This window comes from Pseudomonas baetica (genome assembly GCF_019733355.1).
Taxonomy (GTDB): Bacteria; Pseudomonadota; Gammaproteobacteria; order Pseudomonadales; family Pseudomonadaceae; genus Aquipseudomonas; species Aquipseudomonas baetica_A.
Window position 1 is genome coordinate 126716 of the sequence record NZ_JAIHLQ010000016.1, and the last position, 21281, is coordinate 147996.

The following is a 21281-nucleotide window of genomic DNA, read 5'->3' on the forward strand; positions in this document are numbered from 1 at the left end:
GCAGTCATTGATCGGTTTATTGCTGGGCGATTTTCGACCACGCGTTTTCATTCAAAATGCCCAAGACTTTAAGTTCGCCTTGGGGGTCTATGCGTACCAACAATGCACTGCCGTATTGAGCTGTCACCGCGTGGGGGTAACCGGTCTGCTTTTCAAAATCGCTGATGCAGCCGCTGTGGGTGATCAGCACCAGGTTATGACGTGCCGTCTTGTGCGCCACGACGTCATTGCGCATCGTCGGCCCACACACCTCCAGCCAGTCCTGAGTGATGGCGTCCTGGCCGAACATGGAGTGAGCGGTTTGAGCGGTACGGGTGAGCGGGCTGCTGAACACTTCGGCCTGTTTCATGCCCAGCCGCACGAACCCTTGTCCGACGGCAACAGCCGCGTCACGTCCTACCTGAGTAATGCCGTCTGCCGGCCCCAGGCAAAGGTTGGTTGACCGGTCACACCGTTCGGTATGTCGCACCAATGCGACAACTTCTCCAGCCTGCCAGGCTTTCATCCATTCGGCGGTGACGGTGCTTGCGGCGTTGCCCAAATCCTTTGGGGAACGCTGCGACCAGACAAAACCGCTGACCAACGCGGTGACCAGCACCAGGCCAAAAGCCGTTAGCAAGAGACGCAGACGGGGAAAACGCCATTGTTTGGCAGATTTTTTTAGTTGTAATGACTCAATCAAGTTACTGCCCCTTGTTTAGATACTTGAAGTCTCGCTGGTGCAATGGAGGGATGACGATTAAACCAGCTTCACGATTGTTTACTTGAATGGAGGCTGAACATTGCGCTGATGATCATGGCGGTGTGGTGAAGAACATGTGAAAAATTTGCGAGCGCATCAGCAAACAAACTAAAACGGCTATTTGATAACCAGACTCAATTGCTGTTTTATTCGTGAAGCCCCCTTAACAAAAGTTGCCAGTGCCGGTAAAGCTGCAAGCATGAACACAACCGTGCAGCGCCCTTTTTTTGCGATTGAACTGAGCAGTCGTGGAGTCATTTCTACCCAATGGACTTTAAGCAAAGCCTCACCAAACGGATTGTGGTCGTCTTCGCCTCGATGAGCGCCCTGGTCGCCGGTGTGTTTGCGCTAGGGATTGTCGCCACCGTGCACGTGGTCGAGCGCAATTTGACCCGTACCACGCTCGGCGGAGGGTTGCACCGGTTACTGGCGATGGATGACATCAGCCACTGGAACCATAAACCTGAAAAAAGTGAGCTGTTTTTTTTCGAGGGCGGACGAGGGGCCATGGCGCTCACCGCGCAACTGGCAGCATTGCCTTTGGGCTTTCAGGAGATCCAATTTGACGGTGATGACTTCTACGCGATGGTGGAAGCTGTTGGCGGGCGAAAATACGTACTGTTGCGGGACCAGGAAAACCTTGAGCAGCGCGAGCGATTGCTGTTCATTGTGGTGATTGTCGGTTTCATGCTCAGCGTGTTGCTGGCCATTGGGCTGGGCCGTCTACTGGCGCGGCGGGTCATGGCCCCGGTGATCCGTCTGGCGAACCAGGTCAGGCATCGCGACCAACTCATTGAACTGGCTCCGCCTCTGCATCCGGACTACGCCGCTGACGAAGTCGGCGAACTGGCGTTGTCGTTCGATCAGACGCTGGGCCGGTTAAGGCAAACACTGAGCCGGGAGAAACTCTTCACCAGCGATGTCAGCCACGAATTGCGCACACCGCTGATGGTGCTCGCCAGTTCCTGTGAACTGTTGCTGGCCAACCCTTCACTGGACGCGCGCTCCTCGGCGCAAGTCAACCGCATCGCCCGGGCCAGCGACGAAATGCGCCAGTTGGTCGAGACATTCTTGCTGCTGGCCCGCAAGCAACAGGAAGCCGGCACTGAATCTGCCTGCTCGCTCAGGGAGGTCGCCGATGCTTTGGTTGAAGTCTGGGGGCGGCTGATTCGTGAAAAGGGCCTGGAATTTATCTACGACGCGCAACACGCAGGAACGGCGCTCTACAACCTGACCTTTGTGCAGTCGGTCATGGGCAATCTGTTGCGCAACGCCTGGCACTACACCGATCAAGGGTTTGTCCGCCTGACCCTCCACGAAAACAGCTTTGTGGTCGAGGACAGCGGCATCGGTATCCCCGAGGAGCAACACCATGCGATGTTCCAGCCATTCGTGCGCGGCGATGAGCAGCGTGGAGAGGGCCTCGGCTTGGGGCTTTCATTGGTGCAGAGAATCTGTAACCAGCAGCATTGGCAGGTGCAACTCACCAGCCGTGAGCCCAACGGTTGTCGTTTTACCGTGACGCTGACTCAAGAAGAAGCTGGGCACCTGTGCGGATCGCCAGCGGTCTGACTGATCAGGGCAGCCAGACGTTTGACGTTGTTCTGCTGGGCCGAGACCAGTTCATCGATACTCGGGCCTGACGGCGTTTGCAGCGTGGAACGGCAGGTCAACAGGCCGTTGTCGGTATCGCCGAGCGGCCGCAGTCGCCATGTTGCATCGATCAACGCGTACTGGCCGGGAATCGAGTCGAAGCGTTGTACATCGATACGCACCGAGACAGTGCCCCGCCCGCTGGTGTTGCTCAGTTGGTCGGTCAAGGCACTGCGCAACTCATCCGCCAGACTCGCGCCCCACCAGTGGGTTTCCAGAATCGCCAGGCCGCTGCTGCCCTCGCGGACGACAATTTGCGGACGATCCACCTGGGGCGGCACGGTGATCCCTTCAATCGGGATTTGTGTGCCCGCCCGGTGACTACCGGGTTGCACCGGCGTCAGGGTGTGAAAGCTGATCGGGTCGCTGCGGCAAGCACCCAGCAACATGAACGCAGCGAGCACGGTGATCTTCAGCGGTAAAGCCATGGGTTAGCTCCTGTGCTCAATTGCGTGGCGGTCCTTTCAGGTCCAGTGGCGCGGCGTTGTCGGGGCGCCCGCGAATCAGCGATTCCGGATGACGGCCCAGATAATCCGACAGCTCACGCAAGGAGCGCGACATGCGTGCGAGTTCATCGAGGGTCTGGTTGAGTTTTTCGCGCTGCGGCGAATCTTCGGCCAGGGTCGAGTTGGCGGACTGCAAGGTTTTGCTGACGTCGGCGAGGGTGGTCTGCACGCCCGGCAGGGTCTTGGCGTTGAACTGGGTCAGACCTTTGCGCAGTTCGACCAGATTGCTGTCCAGGTTGCTGGCGATGCTGCCGACCGGGAGTTTGTTGAGCTTGTCGATCATGGCTTCAAGTTTGACCTGTAGCTGTTCGAGGCTGCCGGGAACCGTCGGAATCACCACTGGGCGCTGCGTCGGATCAAACGCGACTTTTTCGGCTTTCGGGAAGAAGTCCAGGGCGATGTACAACTGTCCGGTCAGCAGGTTGCCGCTGCGGGCTTGCGCACGCAGGCCCTTGTCGATGAAGGTGCCGATCAGGCGTATGCCGGCAGCTTCGTCGTCGGGGTTGTGCTTGAAGGTCTTGAGCATTTTTCCGTAGGCCAGACCGAGGCGCTGCGGGTATATGACAATGCCGACATTCAGCGGGAAGCTGCTTTTGTTTGCGTCGAAATCCAGATTGATCGCCACGACCCGGCCGATCTCTATGCCGAGGAACTCCACCGGAGCGCCGACCTTGAGCCCGCGCAAGGATTGGTCGAAACGCAAGCTCAGGTATTGCGCTTTGCCGCTGGGTGGGGCAAGGGCGGTTTGCTGGTCTTCGAACAGTTCGAAGTTTTTGTCATCGGTCGCGGCAACGTCGTTGGGGCTGTAGTCCGGCGCACGGAAGGCAATACCACCGACCAGCATCGACGATAACGATTCGGTCTTTAACTGAAAACCGTTGGCGCCGACGCTGACGTCAATACCGCTCGCGTTCCAGAAACGGGTGTTTTCGGTGACAAAAGCATCGTTGGGCGCATGAATGAAGACTTCGATGTCCACGCCCTTGCCGTCAGATGCCAGTGCGTAGCTGACGACCTGACCGACCGGGATCTTGCGGTAGTAGATCGGCGAGCCGATGTCCAGCGAACCGAGATCCGGGGCGTGCAACATGAAGCGCTTGCCGGGTTCGCCATAGGTGATCGGTGGTGGGTTTTCCAGACCTTTGAAGTGTTTGGCTCGGGTGTTGGACTGGCCGATATCGGCACCAATGTAGTCGCCGGAAAGCAGGGTATCGATACCCGACACACCGCCGGCCCCAATACGCGGGCGCACCACCCAGAACTGGGAGTCTTCGCGGGTGAAGGATTCGGCACGCTTGGCCAGTTTGATGGTGGCGTTGACGCTTTTCTGGTCATCGCTCAGTTCGACATCGGTCACCTGACCGATCACCACGTTGCGGTATTTGACCTCGGTCTTGTTGGCCACCAGGCCGCTGCCGGTCTTGAAGTTGACGGCGATGGTCGGCCCTTCCTGCAGAAGGTTGTGCACCACCAGCGAAATCCCCACCAGCACCGCAACGATTGGCACGATCCAGACCAATGACACACTGAAGCGTCGGGTCTTTATCGGCGGCTGGCCTGGTGCTCGCGGCTCGTCGGTGGCTGACGACTTCATCCGTGTCCTCCTTCAATAATTGGGCACTGAGCGTCAGGAACGCAAAAGCACTTCATCAATATAGAAGTGCTTGGCGATAGAGCAAATGTGCGGAAGGGAAAGACCTCAGCCGAGCATCTCGCGTAACCGATACCAGAACATTCCCAGTGCCAGCAGCGGCGAACGCAAGGCCGGGCCGCCGGGGAAGGTCATGTGCGGCACGCCGCTGAACACGTCCATGCCTTGGCTGTGACCGGCATGAATCGCCTCGCCGAGCAGTTTCGCGCACCAGTGGGTGACGTTCAGGCCATGGCCAGAATACCCTTGGGCGTAGAACACGTTTGGGTGCTGCTTGAGTCGGCCAACCTGCGGGAAGCGGTTGGCGGTGATGCCGATTTTGCCGCCCCACTGATATTCGACGCGCACGTCCGCCAGTTGCGGGAAGACCTTGAGCATCTTCGGCCGCATGTAGGCGGCGATGTCCGCCGGATCGCGTCCGGAATAATGGCAAGCACCGCCGAACAGCAGGCGCCGGTCCGCCGAGAGACGGTAGTAATCAAGCCCGACCTTCTGGTCGCACAGCGCAAAATTGTTCGGGATCAGTTGCGCAGCACGTTCCTCGGACAACGGTTCGGTGGCGATGATGTAACTGCCCGCCGGCAGCACTTTGCCGCTGAGCTGTTTTTCGAGCTCATCCAGGTGCGCGTTGCAACCGAGTACCAGGCTGCCGGCACGTACGGTGCCGGTGGCGCAACGCACTTGCACGGTTGTGCCGTGAATGATTTCCAGCACCGGACTCTGCTCGAAGATGCGCACGCCGAGGGACGCGGCCAACCGCGCTTCGCCCTGCACAAGATCAAGCGGATGCAGGTGACCTGAGCCCATGTCGATCAGACCGCCCGCATAGCCTTCGGCGTTGACCACTTGCTGGCGGATCTGCTCGGGGCCGACCAACCGGGTTTCATGGGCGTAACCGAGTTCGGCGAGGCCAACGTGTTCGTCCCTGAAGGCAGCAAATTGCGCGGCCGTGTTGGCCAGCTCACAGAAGCCCCAGTGCAGATCGCAATCGATGCTGTTGTCGCCGATGCGCTGGCGCACCAGCTCCACTGAATCGATGCCGGAGCGCTGCAAGTAGCGCACGCCTTCCTGACCGACATAACGGGCGAAACCTTCCACGTCATGGCCGATCCCGCGAATCAACTGACCGCCATTGCGCCCGCTGGCGCCCCAGCCAATGCGCCGGGCTTCGATCAGGATCACCGAGAGTCCGCGCTGCGCCAGTTCGATGGCGGTATTGACCCCGGTGAACCCGCCGCCGATCACGCAGACATCGGCACTCAGATCACTGTCCAGTATCGGGTAGGGCGTGGTCGCCCGCGCTGAAGCGGCGTAATAGGAGCGGGCGTGTTCTTGGCTGTACTGATTCATTTGTTGGACTTCACTTTGCTCCAGGAGCGGGTCATCAGACGCATGATCGCCTGGGGCGGGGTAGAGGAGATGTAGAGTTTGTCGAGCACGGCCTGCGAGGGATAAACCTCAGGGTTGTTGACCAAGTCCTGATCCATGTATTGCTTGGCGGCCGGGTTCGGGTTGGCGTAACCGACCGAAGTGCTGACTTTGGCGATCACTTGCGGATCGAGCAGGTAATTGATGAAGGCGTGGGCTTCTTTCGGGTTGCTGGCGTCTGCCGGGATGGCTAGCAGGTCGAACCACAGGTTGGCGCCTTCTTTGGGAATGGCGTAGGCGATGTTCACGCCGTTCTTGGCTTCTTTGGCGCGGTTGGCAGCCTGGAACACGTCGCCGGAGTAACCGAAGGCTACACAGATGTCGCCGTTGGCCAGGTCCGAGACGTATTTCGATGAGTGGAAATAGGTGATGTAAGGGCGAACGCTCAGCAGCTTCGCTTCAGCCTTTTTAAAGTCTTTCGGGTTTTCACTACGAGGGTCCATGCCCATGTAGTTGAGTACGGCGGGGAAAACTTCGTCGGCCGAGTCCATCATCGACACGCCGCACTGGCTGAGTTTTTTCATGTTCTCAGGCTCGAACAGCACGGCCCAGGAGTCGATGTGATCGATGCCCAAGACCTGCTTGACCTTGTCGACGTTGTAACCGATACCGTTGGTGCCCCACAGGTAAGGCACTGAGTGCAAGTTACCGGGATCGTTCTTTTCCAGCAGCTTGAGTAATTTCGGGTCGATGTTCTTCCAGTTCGGCAACTGCGAACGATCCAGTTTGAGAAAGGCGCCGGCCTTCACCTGACGGGCGAGGAAGTGGTTGGACGGCACCACAACGTCATAACCGGTACGACCGGCGAGCAGCTTGCCTTCGAGGGTTTCGTTGGAGTCGAAAACGTCGTAGATCACCTTGATTCCGGTCTTGGCCCGGAAGTCTGCGAGGGTGGTTTCACCGATGTAGTCGGTCCAGTTGTAGACGCTGACCTGGGGTTCGGCGTGGGCCACGGCGCTGAACAGCACGCTCAGAGCAACCGGGAGTACGGATTTCAATAGACGCATATCGACACCTCTTCGAATTATTGGATTTTTCAGGTGGTTCGCTATTTCCCTTGTGGGAGGGGGCTTGCTCCCGAAAGCGTTGGCACTTTCAATATTGGTGTCGACTGACACACCGCTTTCGGGAGCAAGCCCCCTCCCACAGAGGATTTGTGGAATGGGCTTAAACGCTCATCATCAGGAACTCACGCTCCCACGAGCTGATCACGCGCTTGAAGTTTTCATGCTCGGCACGTTTCACCGCGACGTAGCCGCGTACGAATTTGTCGCCCAGGTAGTGCGCAACGGTCTCGCACTCTTCCATTTGCGTCAGGGCTTCTTCGATGGTGATTGGCAGGCGCAGATTGCGGCGTTCGTAGGCGCGGCCTTGTACCGCAGCGCTAGGCTCGATGCCCTCGACCATGCCGATGTAACCGCAGAGCAGACTCGCGGCAATTGCCAGGTACGGGTTGGCATCGGCACCCGGCAGGCGGTTTTCAACGCGCATGGCTTGCGGGCTGGAGGTCGGCACACGCAAACCAACGGTGCGGTTCTCTTCGCCCCATTCGACGTTGACCGGTGCCGAGGTGTCCGGCAGGAAACGGCGGAACGAGTTCACATTGGGGGCGAACATCGGCAGCACTTTAGGGATGTACTTCTGCAAACCGCCGATGTAATGCAGGAACAACTCGCTCATTTGCCCATCGGCGGTGGCGAAGATCGGCTGGCCGGTGGCGATGTCCACCACACTTTGGTGGATGTGCATGGCGCTGCCCGGTTCGTCACCAATGGGCTTGGCCATGAACGTCGCCGCGACGTTGTGCTTGAGCGCCGCCTCACGCATGGTTCGTTTGAACACGGTGATCTGGTCGGCCAGATCCAGGGCGTCGCCGTGACGGAAGTTGATTTCCATCTGCGCCGGGCCGTCTTCGTGGATCAGCGTGTCGAGGTCCAGACCTTGCAGTTCGCACCAGTCATAGACGTCTTCGAACAGCGGATCGAATTCGTTGGCCGCATCGATGGAGAACGACTGCCGGCCACTTTCAGCGCGGCCCGAACGACCCAGCGGTGCCTTGAGCGGCAAGTCCGGGTCTTCGCAACGCTGGGTCAGGTAGAACTCCATTTCCGGCGCCACAATCGGCTTCCAGCCTTTGTCGGTATACAGCTGCAAGACTTTCTTCAGCACGTTGCGCGGCGACAGTTCGATCGGGTTGCCGAACTTGTCGAAGGTGTCGTGGATGACGATGGCCGTCGGCTCGATGGCCCATGGAATCACGTAGACCGCATCGCTCACCGGTTTGCAGATCATGTCGATGTCGGCCGGGTCGAGCAGGTCGTAGTAAATGTCGTCGTCGACAAAATCCCCGGTTACCGTTTGCAGCAGCACACTCTCCGGCAGTCGCATGCCTCGCTCCTGGAGGAACTTGTTGGTCGGTGCGATCTTGCCGCGGGCGATGCCGGTCAGGTCGCTGACCACACATTCAACTTCGGTAATCTTGTGATCTTTCAGCCAAGTGAACAGCTGATCGAAAGGGGCATTCATAAAGACCTCGTTATTGGTTTTATAGACGCCGGGGAGGGCGGGTTTCATCTTCCGCCCCTTCCCCTGTGGCGCATTGACGACTATCTTGGGCGAGCTTTGCGGTTCCATCTATCCACTTTAAGCAGCACCAAAGCGCACCAAAAGAGTGCGCAAGGTCACCCCATGACAACGTGCAATCCGCTACAGGTTCAAGCATTCAACACCGCCGATGTGGCCGAGCAAGTCCGCGCCACACCGGGCTGGGTTCAGCATTACCAACAGATGTCGCCGGGGCATTTCGCCGGGCAGATTCGTTATCTGGATCTGCAGGGTGTCGAGGTCTACGAAGAGCAGATGAACACCCGGGTCGAGCAGAATTTCAGTGCGCCGGAAGGGGCTTTGGCGTTCTGTTTTGATCGCAGTGACAACGCGCTGTATCTGCTCAATGAAGACAGCCGCAACATCTGGATCACCCCGGAGAACTACCAGGAAATCGCCGTGGTGTTCGGCCCGGAGTTTGTCCGTCAGCAAGGTCTGGATCTGGCGAAACTCGAAGGCTTGTTCATGACGCAACTCAAGGGCGGGCAGAACGCGTTGTTCAGTCGCTGGTTAAGCTCGATTCTCACGAAGCTTTCACAACCCATTGATTCAAAAGAAAAAGACGCGCTTACTCGGCAGCTTTTAGAGGATTGTCTGTTTATCCTCGACAACGCACGTATAGGCCTGGATCACGGTGGATTGCAGCGTCGTACCGAAGAGCGAACGCTCATGAAACGGGTCGGGGAGTGGGCTGCCGATTCACCGGAAGAGACGTTGAATTTGCTGGAGCTTTCCCAAGTGGCAGGGGTGTCATTGCGGCAGTTGCAACAGGCGTTCAAGGCCTACACCGGGATGACCCCGAGTCACTGGTTGCGTCTGCGCCGGTTGAACAGTGCTCACCGCGAATTACTCAAGCGCACACCGACGCAAACGACGGTCGCCGAAGTGGCGATGAATTGGTCGTTCTGGCACTTGGGGCGGTTTTCCAACAGTTATCGGTCGCTGTTCAAGGAACTGCCAAGCGAGACGCTCAAGCGTTCACCCATGGCGTAGCGAACCAAAGTCCTTTGCGACGCACACCAGAACGCGCACAAGGTGCGCGGCCACTATGCGCAACCCTGGAGCCAGTCGCTCATTCAAATTCTCAAATCGGCGGCCAGTGCCACACGCGCCAGGGCGGGAATGGACTTGGAGTGGGTTCGAGTCATGACCGCGGCGCGGTGGTTTTCCACCGTTCGCTGGCTGATTCCGAGTTGCGCTGCAATGTGTTTGCTCGCAAATCCTGCCAGTACCATGTCCATGACTTGTCGCTGCCGCAAGGTCAGGCTATCGATGCAATGAGTCGCTTCCTGCATCCACGCCAGTTTTTTATTGGCGTCCTGCGAGTGTTCCAAGGCTCGCGCAATGCTCTGAAGCATCTCACTACGACCGAATGGCTTTTTAATGAAATCTGAAGCGCCGGCCTTCATGGCATCGACGGCAATCGACACTTCATTGCTGCCGCTGATCACGACAGCGGGCAAGTCATCGCCGTTCTTTCTCAGTTGGTGCAGCAGTTCAACACCTTCCATTCCTGGCAGGTGGGCATCGATCAGCAGGCAGGCGGGCGGGCCGGGGGCATAATCTGCAAGAAATGCTTCACTGGTCGCGTAGTCGTGAACCGCGTAGCCGTGGGATTCAAGCACGCCGCGAATCGTGTGGCGAAAGAGATCGTCGCGATCCACTACGAAGATGATCGATGAGCGCGCATTGCCTGGCGCGAATTTTTCGGGTCGCTCACTGTCGTTTTTTGCAGCGCGTTGCTGTGCAAGCAACGAAGCAATGACGAAAGTGACCTCTTTTAGCTTCGCCGGTTTGTTCAGTTGAATGCAGTGTTCAAACGCTACGTCGCGGGAGGTCAGGCGCGAGATATCTCCCGTCAGAATGATGGCAGGCATGCTGCGATGAAGTGTCATGCGCAACTGAGTGATCATCTGTAAGCCGTTGATCGCCCCGGGCAGATTGAAGTCGGCCAAGATCAGATCGGGTTGTACGCCGCCACGCGTGACACTCTCCAGTGCCGTCATCCCGTCTTTGGCCATTGCCACTTGATAGCCTGCGGATTTGAGCAATGTCCCCAACAATTCGAGCAGTTCGACGTCATCCTCGACAACCAGGATCATTTCACCGTTTGCCGAGCGGCCTTGCGCCGACTGATCCGTTGGATGCATGGCACCTGGCAATGCTGCACTTTCAGGCGTCAAGACGACATCAATGGCGAAGGCAGATCCCTTTTTGATGCACGATTGCGCACGTAATCGATGCCCGAGCAGGGCACATAAGCGTTTGACGGCAGGCAAACCCGTTTCAAATCCAGAGACAGGCTCTTTGCCTGGCGGATCGGCCGCAAGGATGGATTCCAGATGGGACGGCTCGATACCCAGGCCTGTGTCCCAAACTTCGATACTCAGCCACCTGCCATGTCGCCGGCAGCCCAGGAGTATCCGACCTTCATGGGTGTATTGCAGCGCGTTGGACAGCAGGTTGCGCAGGATCTGCTCCAATAGGCGCGGATCACTTTCGACCGAGAGATGGCAGGGCACGACCTTCAGCCTCAACCCTTGGGCAGAGGCTTTGTAATTGAATTCGTCGGCGAGTCGGTCCAGCAGATCACTCACTCGGAAAGTAACTGGGTTTGCCTGAACGGCACCGGTTTCAATATGGTTGATATCCAGTAGCGCATTCAACATGCCGGACATGGCGCCCACGGTTTCGCCAATCCTGATGGTCAGTTTTCGAGGCTGTTCCTCTTTCAACAGGCTCAGTAACAGGCCTTGCAACAACTTGAGCGTTTGTAAAGGCTGGCGCAGATCATGACTGGCACAGGCCAGAAACCGCGTACGGTCAGCCGTTGCCAACTGCGCGTTATGCGTCGCTTCTTCAAGTGCCTGGGTGACCTGCTTTTTGTCGCAGATATCGGTAAAGGTGATGATGACCCCTTCCACACAATGGTCGTGCTTGATGTAAGGGGAAATCCGCCGAGTAAAACTCATACCGCTCTGTGATCGGACTTCTCGCTCCAGCGGCGTCGTGTCACGCATCACCGCTCTGGCGTCTTCCAGAAGATTGGCGTCTGTTGCCAACGAGCATAGCTCGGCCAGCGGACGTCCAATGTCGGCGGCGCGCATGCTGAACAAGGTTTGGGTGGCCGGTGTGAACAGACGAATGTTCAACTGCTCGTCCAGCAAGACAGCAGCGATGTTGATGCCGTTCAGCACATTCTGGCAGTCCAGCGCAGCGTCCCGTTGCTTGTCGAGCTTGCTACGAAGCTCATGATTCATCTCGGCCAACTGGCCATTGAGCAAACGTAACTGATCGAGGGCGTCTGTTGTTTCATTGGGGGCCATACGCGCTTTCGAGCCCAACGTTGCAGCATCAGCCAAAGGAGATGGAGTCATCATCCTGGGCGTGGCGGTTCCAGTGTCGAGTGGCGGACGAACTGCCATTGTGACTTTCCGCGTGAGTGCATTCCGGGTGAACACGTCCTTGGATCCTACACCCCTTTAATCACCAGGCAATGCTCGCAGGCGCGCGAGGGGCGGTTCAACGACGTGAACGGACGCAATGATTGGGCGCAGGACGGCGTCAGACATTTCTCTCCGACCGGCGGTCGTCGCTTGCGGCTTTGCGCAACGACTTTCGCTTAGCGCTGAGTAGTTTCCGAGCCCATTGACGCAACCCGGCTGAGCGCCGCCGATGGGGCGTTGATAAAGACTGACCGGCCCTAGACAACCGCACCGAACAAATGCCCAACCACAGCGGTGCTGACCATCGCCAACGCCCCCCAGAAGGTCACACGCCAGGCGCCTTTGAGCAAAGAGGCGCCTCCGGCCTGCGCGGCGACTGCGCCCAGGGAGGCCAGGAAAAGCAGCGACATGATCGATATCCAGAGAATCACGTTCTGAAGCGGCACGATCAGCGTGACCGCCACTGGCAAAACGGCGCCGACGACAAAGCTCGTCGCCGACGCGAAAGCGGCAGAAAGGGGTTTGGCACTGAGCGTCTCTGAAATACCCAACTCGTCACGGGCATGTGCGCCCAATGCGTCGTGAGCCATTAGCTGACTGGCGACCTGGCTGGCCAACTCAGGTTCAACCCCTCGATGGATGTAGATCTGCGCCAGTTCCCGGTGTTCTGCCGCAGGTTTGGTATCAATCTCTTTTTGCTCTTTTACCAAATCCGCGTGCTCGGTGTCGGCCTGAGAATGCACCGAAACATACTCACCTGCGGCCATCGACATGGCGCCCGCCACGAGGCCGGCCATGCCGGTCACCATCAGCGTGTTGTGCGTGGCGCCGGCGGCGGCTACGCCTATCAACAGGCTGGCGGTTGAGACGATCCCGTCATTTGCCCCCAGTACGGCCGCTCTGAGCCAGCCGATACGGTCGCTGTTATGGGTTTCGGCATGACGGCGTGTGAACCTGATCATTGTGTTTGGCCTTTTGCGCGATGGTTTCAGCACAGAGTGTAGGTAGTTTCCGAGGCTACTCATTAGCGGGTCAGGCGCCTAAGTTGAGGTTTGTGACGTTGGCTCGGCACGTCAGCATCCTCGTCTCCTTCTGACGCTCAGGCGGTGCGCGACGGTTGACCACACGTGTCTTGCACCGTTTTCAGACATGTTTCAACGATCAGGCCTGCGACCATGAGCATCAGCCGTAATAATTTCTACATTTTCAAAACCCACGCCGACGCGGAAGAAGCAATCCGTACTCTGAATCAGGCAGATTTTGACGTGAAGAAACTCTCCCTCGTGGGCAAGGGCTACCAGACTGAAGAGCATCCGATCGGCTTCTACCAACTCGGTGACAAGGTGATGGCCTGGGGTGGCATGGGTGCCTTGTGCGGATCGTTCTGGGGGCTGCTGGTGACACCGGCGTTTTTCTTTTTGCCAGGTTTGGGACTCGTCGCTTTGGCTGGCCCCTTTGTGGCGATGCTGGTCGGTGCGCTTGAAGGGGCGGTGATCGTGGGAGGGCTGTCGGCACTGGGCGCCGCACTGGTCGGTCTCGGTGCTGGCAAGGATCAGGTCATCGAATACGAAACTGCGCTCAAAGCCGATGAGTACTTACTCATCGTGCATGGCAGTGACGATGACGTCGCGACCGCAAGCTCGGTGCTCGGTCGCTGAGCCTGGTCTCGCATCGACTGTTCTGGCGTGTGGACACATTGACTGCGGTGATGGCCGGTTTTGAAACCGTTGATCCACTCAGTAAAGAGACCACGTCTGGAGCGTTCCAGTGCTGTAACCCAAAGGTCATTTTTGCCTTCATCACTCTCAGAGTTCTCTGGGGGCTTACGGGGCACCTCAAGAGGAACATTTCATGACGATGAAAATGCAGGCCGCGGTGGTCGAGCAGTTCGGCCAACCGCTGGTCATCAGAGAGTATGACGTCCCTTCAGTCGGCCCCGGGCAGATCCTGGTCAAGACCGAAGCCTGTGGTGTCTGCCATACCGATCTCCACGCCGCGCGTGGTGACTGGCCATTGAAGCCGACGCTGCCCTTTATTCCCGGGCATGAGGGGATTGGCGTGGTAACGCAGATCGGGGCAGGGGTCAGCAGCGTAAAAGTCGGGGAACGGGTGGGCGTGCCATGGCTTTACTCGGCCTGCGGACATTGCGAGTACTGCCTCACGGCCTGGGAAACGGTCTGTGCCCAAGCGCAGTTCGGTGGCTATACGAAGAACGGCGGCTTTGCCCAATACATCCTCGCCGACCCCAATTACGTGGCGCACATCCCCCATGGTCTTGACCCGCGGGAGGCTGCGCCGATCATCTGTGCCGGCGTCACGACTTACAAAGGCATCAAGGAGACCGGAGCCCGACCAGGACAGTGGATTGCGATTTCCGGTGTCGGTGGCCTCGGTCACCTGGCGGTTCAGTACGCCAAAGCGATGGGGCTGCAAGTCTGCGCCGTGGATATTGATGAGCGCAAACTGGCCCATGCCACCCGGCTTGGCGCCGATGCCGTGGTCAACGCCAAAAGTGGTGATCCGGCGGCGGCGGTCAAAGAGGCTACCGGCGGTGGCGCCCATGGCGTACTCATCACGGCCCCCTCGCTCAGTGCGTTCAAACAGGGCGTCGCAATGACCCGTAAACATGGGGTTTGCGTGCTCGTGGGATTGCCGCCGGGCGAGTTTCCGGTGCCGCTGTTTGATGTGGTTGCCAATTGCATCACCGTTCGCGGTTCTTTTGTCGGCAACCGCCAGGACATGGCCGAAGCACTGGCCTTCGCCGCTCAGGGCAAGGTCAAGGCCGACATCGAGTTGCAGCCGTTATCGGCGATCAACCAGATTTTCGAGCGTCTGGAACACGGTGATGTTCCATCGCGCGTGGTCATCGATTTCAGTGCCGGTTGAAGAGTGCCAAAGCATGAACATCTTGATTGGCGAGGTGGCGCTGAAAAGTCGTCAGACTTCGGTCTTGACGATTCGGCAGATGGCAGAGGCCGATCGCTTGTCGGTCGTTGCCGGCGTGTCGTCTTTCGAGCTGATGGCCAACGCTGGTGCAGCCGTAGCGCACCAAATCGAGCGTCGCTGGGCACCACGGGCGGTGGTGGTGCTGTGTGGACCGGGCAACAACGGTGGTGACGGATTCGTCACGGCGCATGTGCTGGCGCAAGCCGGCTGGCCGGTGCGGGTGGCGATGCTGGGCAGTCGATTCAGCCTGAAGGACGAAGCCCGGCAACACGCCCAGCGCTGGGAAGGGAACGTTGAAGACATGAACCCCGCGGTGCTCGAGGGGGCTGAACTGATCGTCGATGCGCTCTTCGGCGCCGGCCTCAGCCGCCCCCTTGAAGGTCAGGCATTGGCGACGCTTGCCGCCGCCAGTAAGGGCGGTGTGCCCATCATCGCAATCGATACGCCCAGCGGGGTCATGGGGGATACCGGTGAAACGCTGGGGGCAGCCGCGGCGGTGCTGACGGTCACGTTCCTGTGCAAGAAAGCGGGGCACTTGCTATTGCCAGGCCGGGACCTGTGCGGCGAAGTCATTGTTGTGGATATTGGCACTCCCAACGCGGTGATCGACACCATCGCCCCCCGCACCTTTGAGAACAGCCCGGCCTTATGGCTGGCCAGTTTGCCCCGCCCCAAGGCGAGTACCGACAAACACAGTCGTGGGCATGCCCTGATCTTTGGTGGGTATCCAATGACCGGTGCGGCTCGAATGGCTGCAAGAGCCGCAGCCAGAGCGGGAGCGGGGCTCACCACCATTGCGGTGCCGGAACTGGCCTTGGCCATTTATGCGACAGCGCTGGACAGCATCATGGTGCGTCCATGGGTGACTCCAGAAGATTTTGGGCACCTGCTCAACGGCAGTCGCTTTTCTGCCTGGTTGATAGGACCCGGTGCAGGCGTGGACAAGGAAACCTTTGGGCACGTACTGGCGATGCTTGCCAGTGGACGCCCGACCGTCATAGACGCCGACGCGATCAGCGCTTTTGAGGACAACCCCGGTGTACTCGATCGCGCGATTCACGGCCCTTGCGTGCTGACACCTCATGAGGGTGAGTTTCGACGGGTGTTCGACTTCGCCGGCGACAAGCTCACGCGCACCCGTGCTGCGGCCCTGCGTTGCGGCGCCGTCGTGGTGCTCAAGGGCAGCGACACGGTGATAGCCGCGCCCGACGGCAGGGCAATCATCAATGCCAACGCGCCTTCAACATTGGCCACCGCCGGCTCGGGCGACGTCTTGAGCGGGATCATTCTTGGTTTGCTTGCGCAAGGAGTGCCGGCCTTCGCCAGCGCGGCGGCGGGGGTCTGGTTACACGGTGCGGCGGCCGCCGAATTCGGTCCCGGCTTACTGGCCGAGGACCTGCCCGACCTGTTGCCAAAGGTGTTGTGTCGACTGCTCGACGTCTAGCTACCCGTCGAGGTCCGATAGCCCCGTGCCCGCGTTTCATACCGGCGGCGACAGACTTTTTCAAACCCCGAATATGTGGGGTGGCGTACAGACCTGGTTTTGAAGCAGGGCAATAGTCAGGAAAACGTTGGCTGCGCGTTATGTCGCAAAGCCGTCACTTTGATCAGAGGCATTGTCATGTCGGTTCCCTACCACACGCTTTTTCATTTCCTGCTGTACAGCCCGGTGTTCGTTGATGCACCAGAAAGCAACGAGGCGCGTCTCGTGCAGCGCCTCGTTGACGCGATTGATGAGTACGACTATCGGACCGACATCGTCCCCACCCTGACCGGGGCCAGGGTCGCTGCAGAGAGTGATATGGGCATCGGATGCTTCCTGCTGGCGATTGACGGCCCGGATGAGCCGCAGGTTCAGGCGCTCATCAACACGATCAGGCACGAGCGCGGGCTGGATACGCCCATTTACCTGGTCAGCGAACTCAAAGGCGTGGAGTCGTTATCGCTCGCGCCCTTGGGCGAGGTCACTGGCTACATTTATCTGGACCACGAAACGCCAGCCTTCTCGGCAAAGGAAACGATCTTCGCGCTGGAGCGTTATGCCACAGGCCTCAAGCCACCGTTCTTCGGCGCGCTGATGGACTACGACTACGAAGGCAACCAGATGTGGACATGCCCGGGCCACCAGGGGGGTGCATTTTATCGACGCAGCCCGGCCGGGCGGCTCTTCGTAGAGCATTTGGGTGAGGCGGTGTTTCGCAACGACATCGATAACTCGGTGCCCGAAATGGGCGATCTCCTGACCCACGTCGGTCCGGCGCTTGCCGCGCAGATGGCGGCAGCCAAAGTCTTCGGCGCCGATCGCACTTACTTCATTCTCAACGGCACCTCGACCTCGAACAAAGTCGTGACCGCTGCGCTGCTCAAGCGCGGGGACCTGGTGCTGTTTGATCGCAACAACCATAAATCCAATCATCAGGGCGCGCTGCAACTGGCCGGGGCGATCCCGATCTACCTCGAAACCGACCGCAATCCTCAAGGGCTGATTGGCCCCATTGACTACGACGCACTGGACGAAAAGAAACTGCGCGAGCAGATCCGCAACCACCCACTGGTCACGGACCCTGAGGCCTGGAAGCGTGAACGACCTTTCCGTCTGGCGATCGTCGAGCAGTGCAGCTACGACGGCACGATCTACAACACGCAGAGTTTGATCGAGCGAATCGGCCACCTCTGTGAATACGTGCACTTTGACGAAGCCTGGGCCGGCTTCATGAAATTCCATCCGCTGTTTGCCGGGCATTTCGCGATGGGGCTGGAAAATCTCGGCGCCCAGAGCCCTGGCATCGTTGCCACACAGTCAACGCACAAGCAACTGGCCGGTTTTTCACAGGCTTCGCAAATTCATGTGCGTGACGAACACATCAAGGGCCAAACGCGGCGCACCGGGCACCGTCGGTTCAACGAGATGTTCATGCTGCATTGCTCGACCTCGCCGTTTTACCCGCTGTTCGCCAGCCTCGATGTCGACGCGCAGATGCACAAGGGCCGCAATGGCCTGGCGCTCTGGGACGACGCAATCCGCATTGGTATCGAGACGCGCAAGCAACTGCGCAAGCTTAAACGCGGCTTTGCGGCCTCCGCCGAGGGCGGGCAGAACGATTGGTTCTTTGATCCATTCGTGCCGGATGTGGTGACAATCACCGACTCCACGTTCAGTCCGCCACTCGACAGCGTGCCTTGGGAAGACATTCCTACCGACGTGCTGGCACGCGAGCCTGCCTGCTGGGCGTTGGTGCCGGATGCACACTGGCATGGCTTCCGTCACGCCTCGCCGAATTGGGCAATGACGGACCCCAACAAGCTGACGCTGATTACGCCCGGCTTCGACCGCCAGAGCGGCGAATACAGTGAGCGCGGAGTCCCGGCAACGCTGCTGGCCGCCTACCTGCGCGAGAACAATATCGTGCCGGAGAAATGCGACCTCAATAGCATCCTGTTCCTACTGACGCCCGCTGTTGAGGCCGGCAAATGTGCCTCGCTGATTTCCAGGCTGGTGGCGTTCAAGAACCTTTACGACTCTGACGCAGCGCTTGCAGACGTGCTGCCGACGACGATGGCGCGCTATCCGCAGCGTTACGCCGGCTACACGTTGCAGCGCCTGTGTGACGAGATGCACAGCTTCTACCGGGAACACGACATTGCCACGCTGCAAAGGCTGTGCTTTCGCGGCGAGCACTTTCCCGAGCAGGCAATGTCGGTGGCCGATGCCACAGAGGCGTTCGTCGGCAACCGGGTCGACTATTTGCCGTTGTCCCAGTGCAAGGGCCGGATCTCGGCGACGTTGGCGCTGATTTATCCCCCCGGCATCGGCATCGTCGTCCCTGGCGAGCGCTATGACGACCGAGCGCAACCGATGCTCGACTATTTCCTGGTGTTCGAGGAAGCGTTCAATCGGTTTCCAGGTTTTGAGTTCGAAGTGCAGGGCGTGTACGCCGATGACGTTGACGGCCGCGTGGTGTTTCATACCTACGTCGTGCAGGAGTCGATATGAGCGGTCACTCAACGAACGTGCCCGGCATTCTGTATCGACGTCGGGTGCTGGTGGTGCATAACGGCACCGGCGTCGAGCATGCAGGAGGGCAGGCCACCGCTGCACTGATCGAGGCACTGGCCGACCGGGATATCGATGTCATTGACGCCACCTCGCAAAGCGATGCCGCCGCGCAAATCAGCCTGCATTCGTTGTTGCAGGCTGTATTGGTGGATTGGGATCTGGCCGGTTCAAAAGACCACAAGGCTGCGCGCAATGTGATTGATGCCGTCAGGGCCCGCTCAGAGCGCTTGCCGATTTTTTTGCTGGCGGCCAGTGGTTCGCTTGACGGGATTTCGGCCGACGTGCTTTCGCAGGTCAACGATTATGTGTGGCTCTTCGAGGACACCAAGACCTTCCTTGGCGGCAGAATCGTTGCCGCCATCGACCGCTACCGAGCAACACTGCTGCCGCCGATGTTCAAAGCGCTGGCCAGCTTTGCCGGGGAATATGAATATTCCTGGCACACCCCAGGACATGCCGGTGGCACCGCGTTTATGAAGCACCCGACCGGGCGTGCCTTCGTCGAATTCTTCGGCGAGGAGTTGTTTCGTTCGGATTTGTCGATTTCGGTTGCGCAAGTGGGCTCATTGCTTGATCACTCAGGGGCTATCGGCGAAGCCGAACACAACGCCGCGCGGGTGTTTGGCGCCGATCGCAGCTATTTCGTGACCAATGGCTCATCCACCTCCAATCGCGTGATTCTGATGTCGAGCGTTACGCGCAACCAGATCGCACTGTGCGATCGCAATTGCCACAAATCCATCGAACACGCGATGACGCTATCCGGGGCGATCCCGACGTACCTGATGCCGGTTCGCAACTACCTGGGGTTGATCGGCCCAATCCCGGCGTCGCGACTCACAGCAGCGGCAGTCGCGCAGAGCATTGGCGCCAATGCTCTGGTCACTGAGCAGATAGAACCCGCCGCCGTACATGCCGTCATCACTAATTCAACCTACGACGGCTTGTGCTACGACGTCGAACGGGTCGAATCGCTGCTCGGACAGTCAGTCGATCGCCTGCACTTTGACGAAGCCTGGTATGGCTACGCACGTTTCAACCCGCTGTATGCCGGGCGCTATGCCATGCGCGGCGACCCCAACAGCCCCCGTCCCGACGGACCGACGATTTTTTCCACTCAGTCGACGCACAAGTTGCTCGCCGGCCTCTCTCAGGCCTCTTACATCCATGTGCGTGATGGCCGCCGACCGATTGAGCATGGGCGCTTCAACGAGGCGTTCATGATGCATGCCTCGACCTCACCGCAATACGCGATCATCGCGTCCAACGATGTGGCAGCGGCGATGATGGATGGCCCCTCTGGCAAAGCGCTCACCGATGAAACGATTGTCGAGGCGATTGCTTTTCGTCAGACCGTGGCGCGGTTAAACGCCGAGTTCACCGCCAAAGGCGACTGGTTCTTCACCGCTTGGCAGCCCGATACCGTCAATGAAGGCAAGGGCCACAAAAAGACACCGTTCCATTTGGCCGACCCTGAGCGCCTGGCACGCGACCCCAAGGCCTGGATACTGCATCCGGGCGATGCCTGGCACGGGTTCGAAGACCTCGATGACGGTTACTGCATGCTTGATCCCATCAAGGTGTCGGTGGTCACGCCCGGCATGGGCCGCGATGGCACGCTAAAAGCAACGGGGATCCCCGCGTCACTGCTGGCGGCTTATCTCGATGCGCAAGGCATCGTGGTGGAAAAGACCACCGACTTCACCAGCCTTTTCCTGTTCTCGATGGGCATTACGCGAGGCAAGTGGGGAACCCTGATCAATGCGCTTCTGGGGTTTCATCGCGACGTGCAGGCCAACACGCCTCTGGAGCGGTGCATTCCCGCATTGGTTGCGGCTCATCCGCAGTCTTACGGCACGCTCGGGCTCGGTGAACTCGCCGAGTCGATGTTTGCCGCGATGAAAACGCACAGGACGACCGAACTCATGTCGGCCGCATTTTCGGTTTTGCCGGTGGCCGTTTTGTCGCCCGTCGGCGCCTACGAACAGCTCGTCAACAATCGAGTGCAATTGCTGCCGCTCGACCAGATGGCGGGGCGCACCGTCGCCACCGGCGTCGTGCCATACCCGCCGGGCATTCCCTTGCTGATGCCTGGCGAGAATGCCGGTGAAGCAGCGGGCCCCATACTGGGTTACCTGAAAGCGCTTGAGGCGTTTGATGCCCAAATGCCGGGCTTTTCCCACGATACGCATGGCGTGGAAGTCGTCGGCGGCCGTTATCAGATTCTGTGCATTACCGAGGATTGACC

Annotated in this window: 15 protein-coding genes; 7 read left to right on the top strand and 8 right to left on the bottom strand. The window is 59.0% G+C overall.

Annotated elements, in window-relative coordinates:
* Positions 1–16 precede the first annotated feature (16 nt).
* Positions 17–682, bottom strand: a complete 666-nt coding sequence (locus K5E40_RS16320; protein ID WP_221731710.1) for a histidine phosphatase family protein — start codon at positions 680–682, stop codon at positions 17–19.
* Positions 683–1009: 327 nt separating this feature from the next.
* On the opposite strand from K5E40_RS16320, the gene K5E40_RS16325 reads away from it, so the two are divergent.
* Positions 1010–2314 (top strand): HAMP domain-containing sensor histidine kinase, encoded by a 1305-nt coding sequence (locus tag K5E40_RS16325; protein WP_221731711.1) that lies wholly within the window; start codon positions 1010–1012, stop codon positions 2312–2314.
* On the opposite strand, the gene K5E40_RS16330 is transcribed toward K5E40_RS16325, so the two are convergent.
* The 5 genes from K5E40_RS16330 to K5E40_RS16350 all read right to left on the bottom strand — a co-directional run bounded on the left by K5E40_RS16330 (position 2272) and on the right by K5E40_RS16350 (position 8506).
* Positions 2272–2823 carry a membrane integrity-associated transporter subunit PqiC gene (locus K5E40_RS16330; RefSeq protein WP_221731712.1) on the bottom strand — a complete coding sequence of 184 codons (552 nt, stop codon included), beginning with the start codon at positions 2821–2823 and terminating at the stop codon, positions 2272–2274. The genes K5E40_RS16325 and K5E40_RS16330 overlap by 43 nt on opposite strands.
* A 16-nt stretch (positions 2824–2839) precedes the next feature.
* Positions 2840–4495: an intermembrane transport protein PqiB gene (locus K5E40_RS16335; RefSeq protein WP_221731713.1), complete on the bottom strand. Its 1656-nt coding sequence runs from the start codon at positions 4493–4495 to the stop codon at positions 2840–2842.
* A 105-nt stretch (positions 4496–4600) separates the two neighbouring features.
* Positions 4601–5902 carry an FAD-binding oxidoreductase gene (locus tag K5E40_RS16340; protein ID WP_221731714.1) on the bottom strand — a complete coding sequence of 434 codons (1302 nt, stop codon included), beginning with the start codon at positions 5900–5902 and terminating at the stop codon, positions 4601–4603.
* Positions 5899–6987: a polyamine ABC transporter substrate-binding protein gene (locus K5E40_RS16345; protein WP_221731715.1), complete on the bottom strand. Its 1089-nt coding sequence runs from the start codon at positions 6985–6987 to the stop codon at positions 5899–5901. Before K5E40_RS16345 ends, K5E40_RS16340 begins: the two co-directional genes overlap by 4 nt.
* Positions 6988–7147: 160 nt before the next feature.
* Positions 7148–8506, bottom strand: a complete 1359-nt coding sequence (locus tag K5E40_RS16350) for a glutamine synthetase family protein (RefSeq protein ID WP_221731716.1) — start codon at positions 8504–8506, stop codon at positions 7148–7150.
* 162 nt (positions 8507–8668) lie between these two features.
* On the opposite strand from K5E40_RS16350, the gene K5E40_RS16355 reads away from it, so the two are divergent.
* Positions 8669–9577: a helix-turn-helix domain-containing protein gene (locus K5E40_RS16355; protein ID WP_221731717.1), complete on the top strand. Its 909-nt coding sequence runs from the start codon at positions 8669–8671 to the stop codon at positions 9575–9577.
* An 83-nt stretch (positions 9578–9660) separates the two neighbouring features.
* Here K5E40_RS16355 and K5E40_RS16360 read toward each other — a convergent pair whose 3' ends face one another.
* Together K5E40_RS16360 and K5E40_RS16365 are read right to left on the bottom strand one after the other, a co-directional pair.
* Positions 9661–12009 carry a response regulator gene (locus K5E40_RS16360; protein ID WP_221731718.1) on the bottom strand — a complete coding sequence of 783 codons (2349 nt, stop codon included), beginning with the start codon at positions 12007–12009 and terminating at the stop codon, positions 9661–9663.
* A gap of 278 nt (positions 12010–12287) precedes the next feature.
* On the bottom strand, positions 12288–12989 hold the full coding sequence (locus tag K5E40_RS16365) for a VIT family protein (RefSeq protein ID WP_221731814.1): 702 nt from the start codon (positions 12987–12989) through the stop codon (positions 12288–12290).
* Positions 12990–13205: 216 nt separating this feature from the next.
* Between K5E40_RS16365 and K5E40_RS16370 the strand changes: the two genes are divergently transcribed.
* The 5 genes from K5E40_RS16370 to K5E40_RS16390 all read left to right on the top strand — a co-directional run bounded on the left by K5E40_RS16370 (position 13206) and on the right by K5E40_RS16390 (position 21279).
* Positions 13206–13688, top strand: coding sequence for a hypothetical protein (locus K5E40_RS16370; RefSeq protein ID WP_221731719.1), 483 nt, complete (start codon positions 13206–13208; stop codon positions 13686–13688).
* 193 nt (positions 13689–13881) lie between these two features.
* Entirely contained in the window at positions 13882–14916 is a 1035-nt protein-coding gene (gene adhP / locus K5E40_RS16375) for an alcohol dehydrogenase AdhP (RefSeq protein ID WP_221731720.1), read from the top strand.
* A 13-nt stretch (positions 14917–14929) separates the two neighbouring features.
* Positions 14930–16420, top strand: coding sequence for an NAD(P)H-hydrate dehydratase (locus K5E40_RS16380; RefSeq protein WP_221731721.1), 1491 nt, complete (start codon positions 14930–14932; stop codon positions 16418–16420).
* A 177-nt stretch (positions 16421–16597) separates the two neighbouring features.
* Positions 16598–18970 carry an ornithine decarboxylase gene (gene speC, locus K5E40_RS16385; protein ID WP_221731722.1) on the top strand — a complete coding sequence of 791 codons (2373 nt, stop codon included), beginning with the start codon at positions 16598–16600 and terminating at the stop codon, positions 18968–18970.
* Positions 18967–21279 carry an Orn/Lys/Arg decarboxylase N-terminal domain-containing protein gene (locus K5E40_RS16390; protein ID WP_221731723.1) on the top strand — a complete coding sequence of 771 codons (2313 nt, stop codon included), beginning with the start codon at positions 18967–18969 and terminating at the stop codon, positions 21277–21279. Before speC ends, K5E40_RS16390 begins: the two co-directional genes overlap by 4 nt.
* Positions 21280–21281 lie beyond the last annotated feature (2 nt).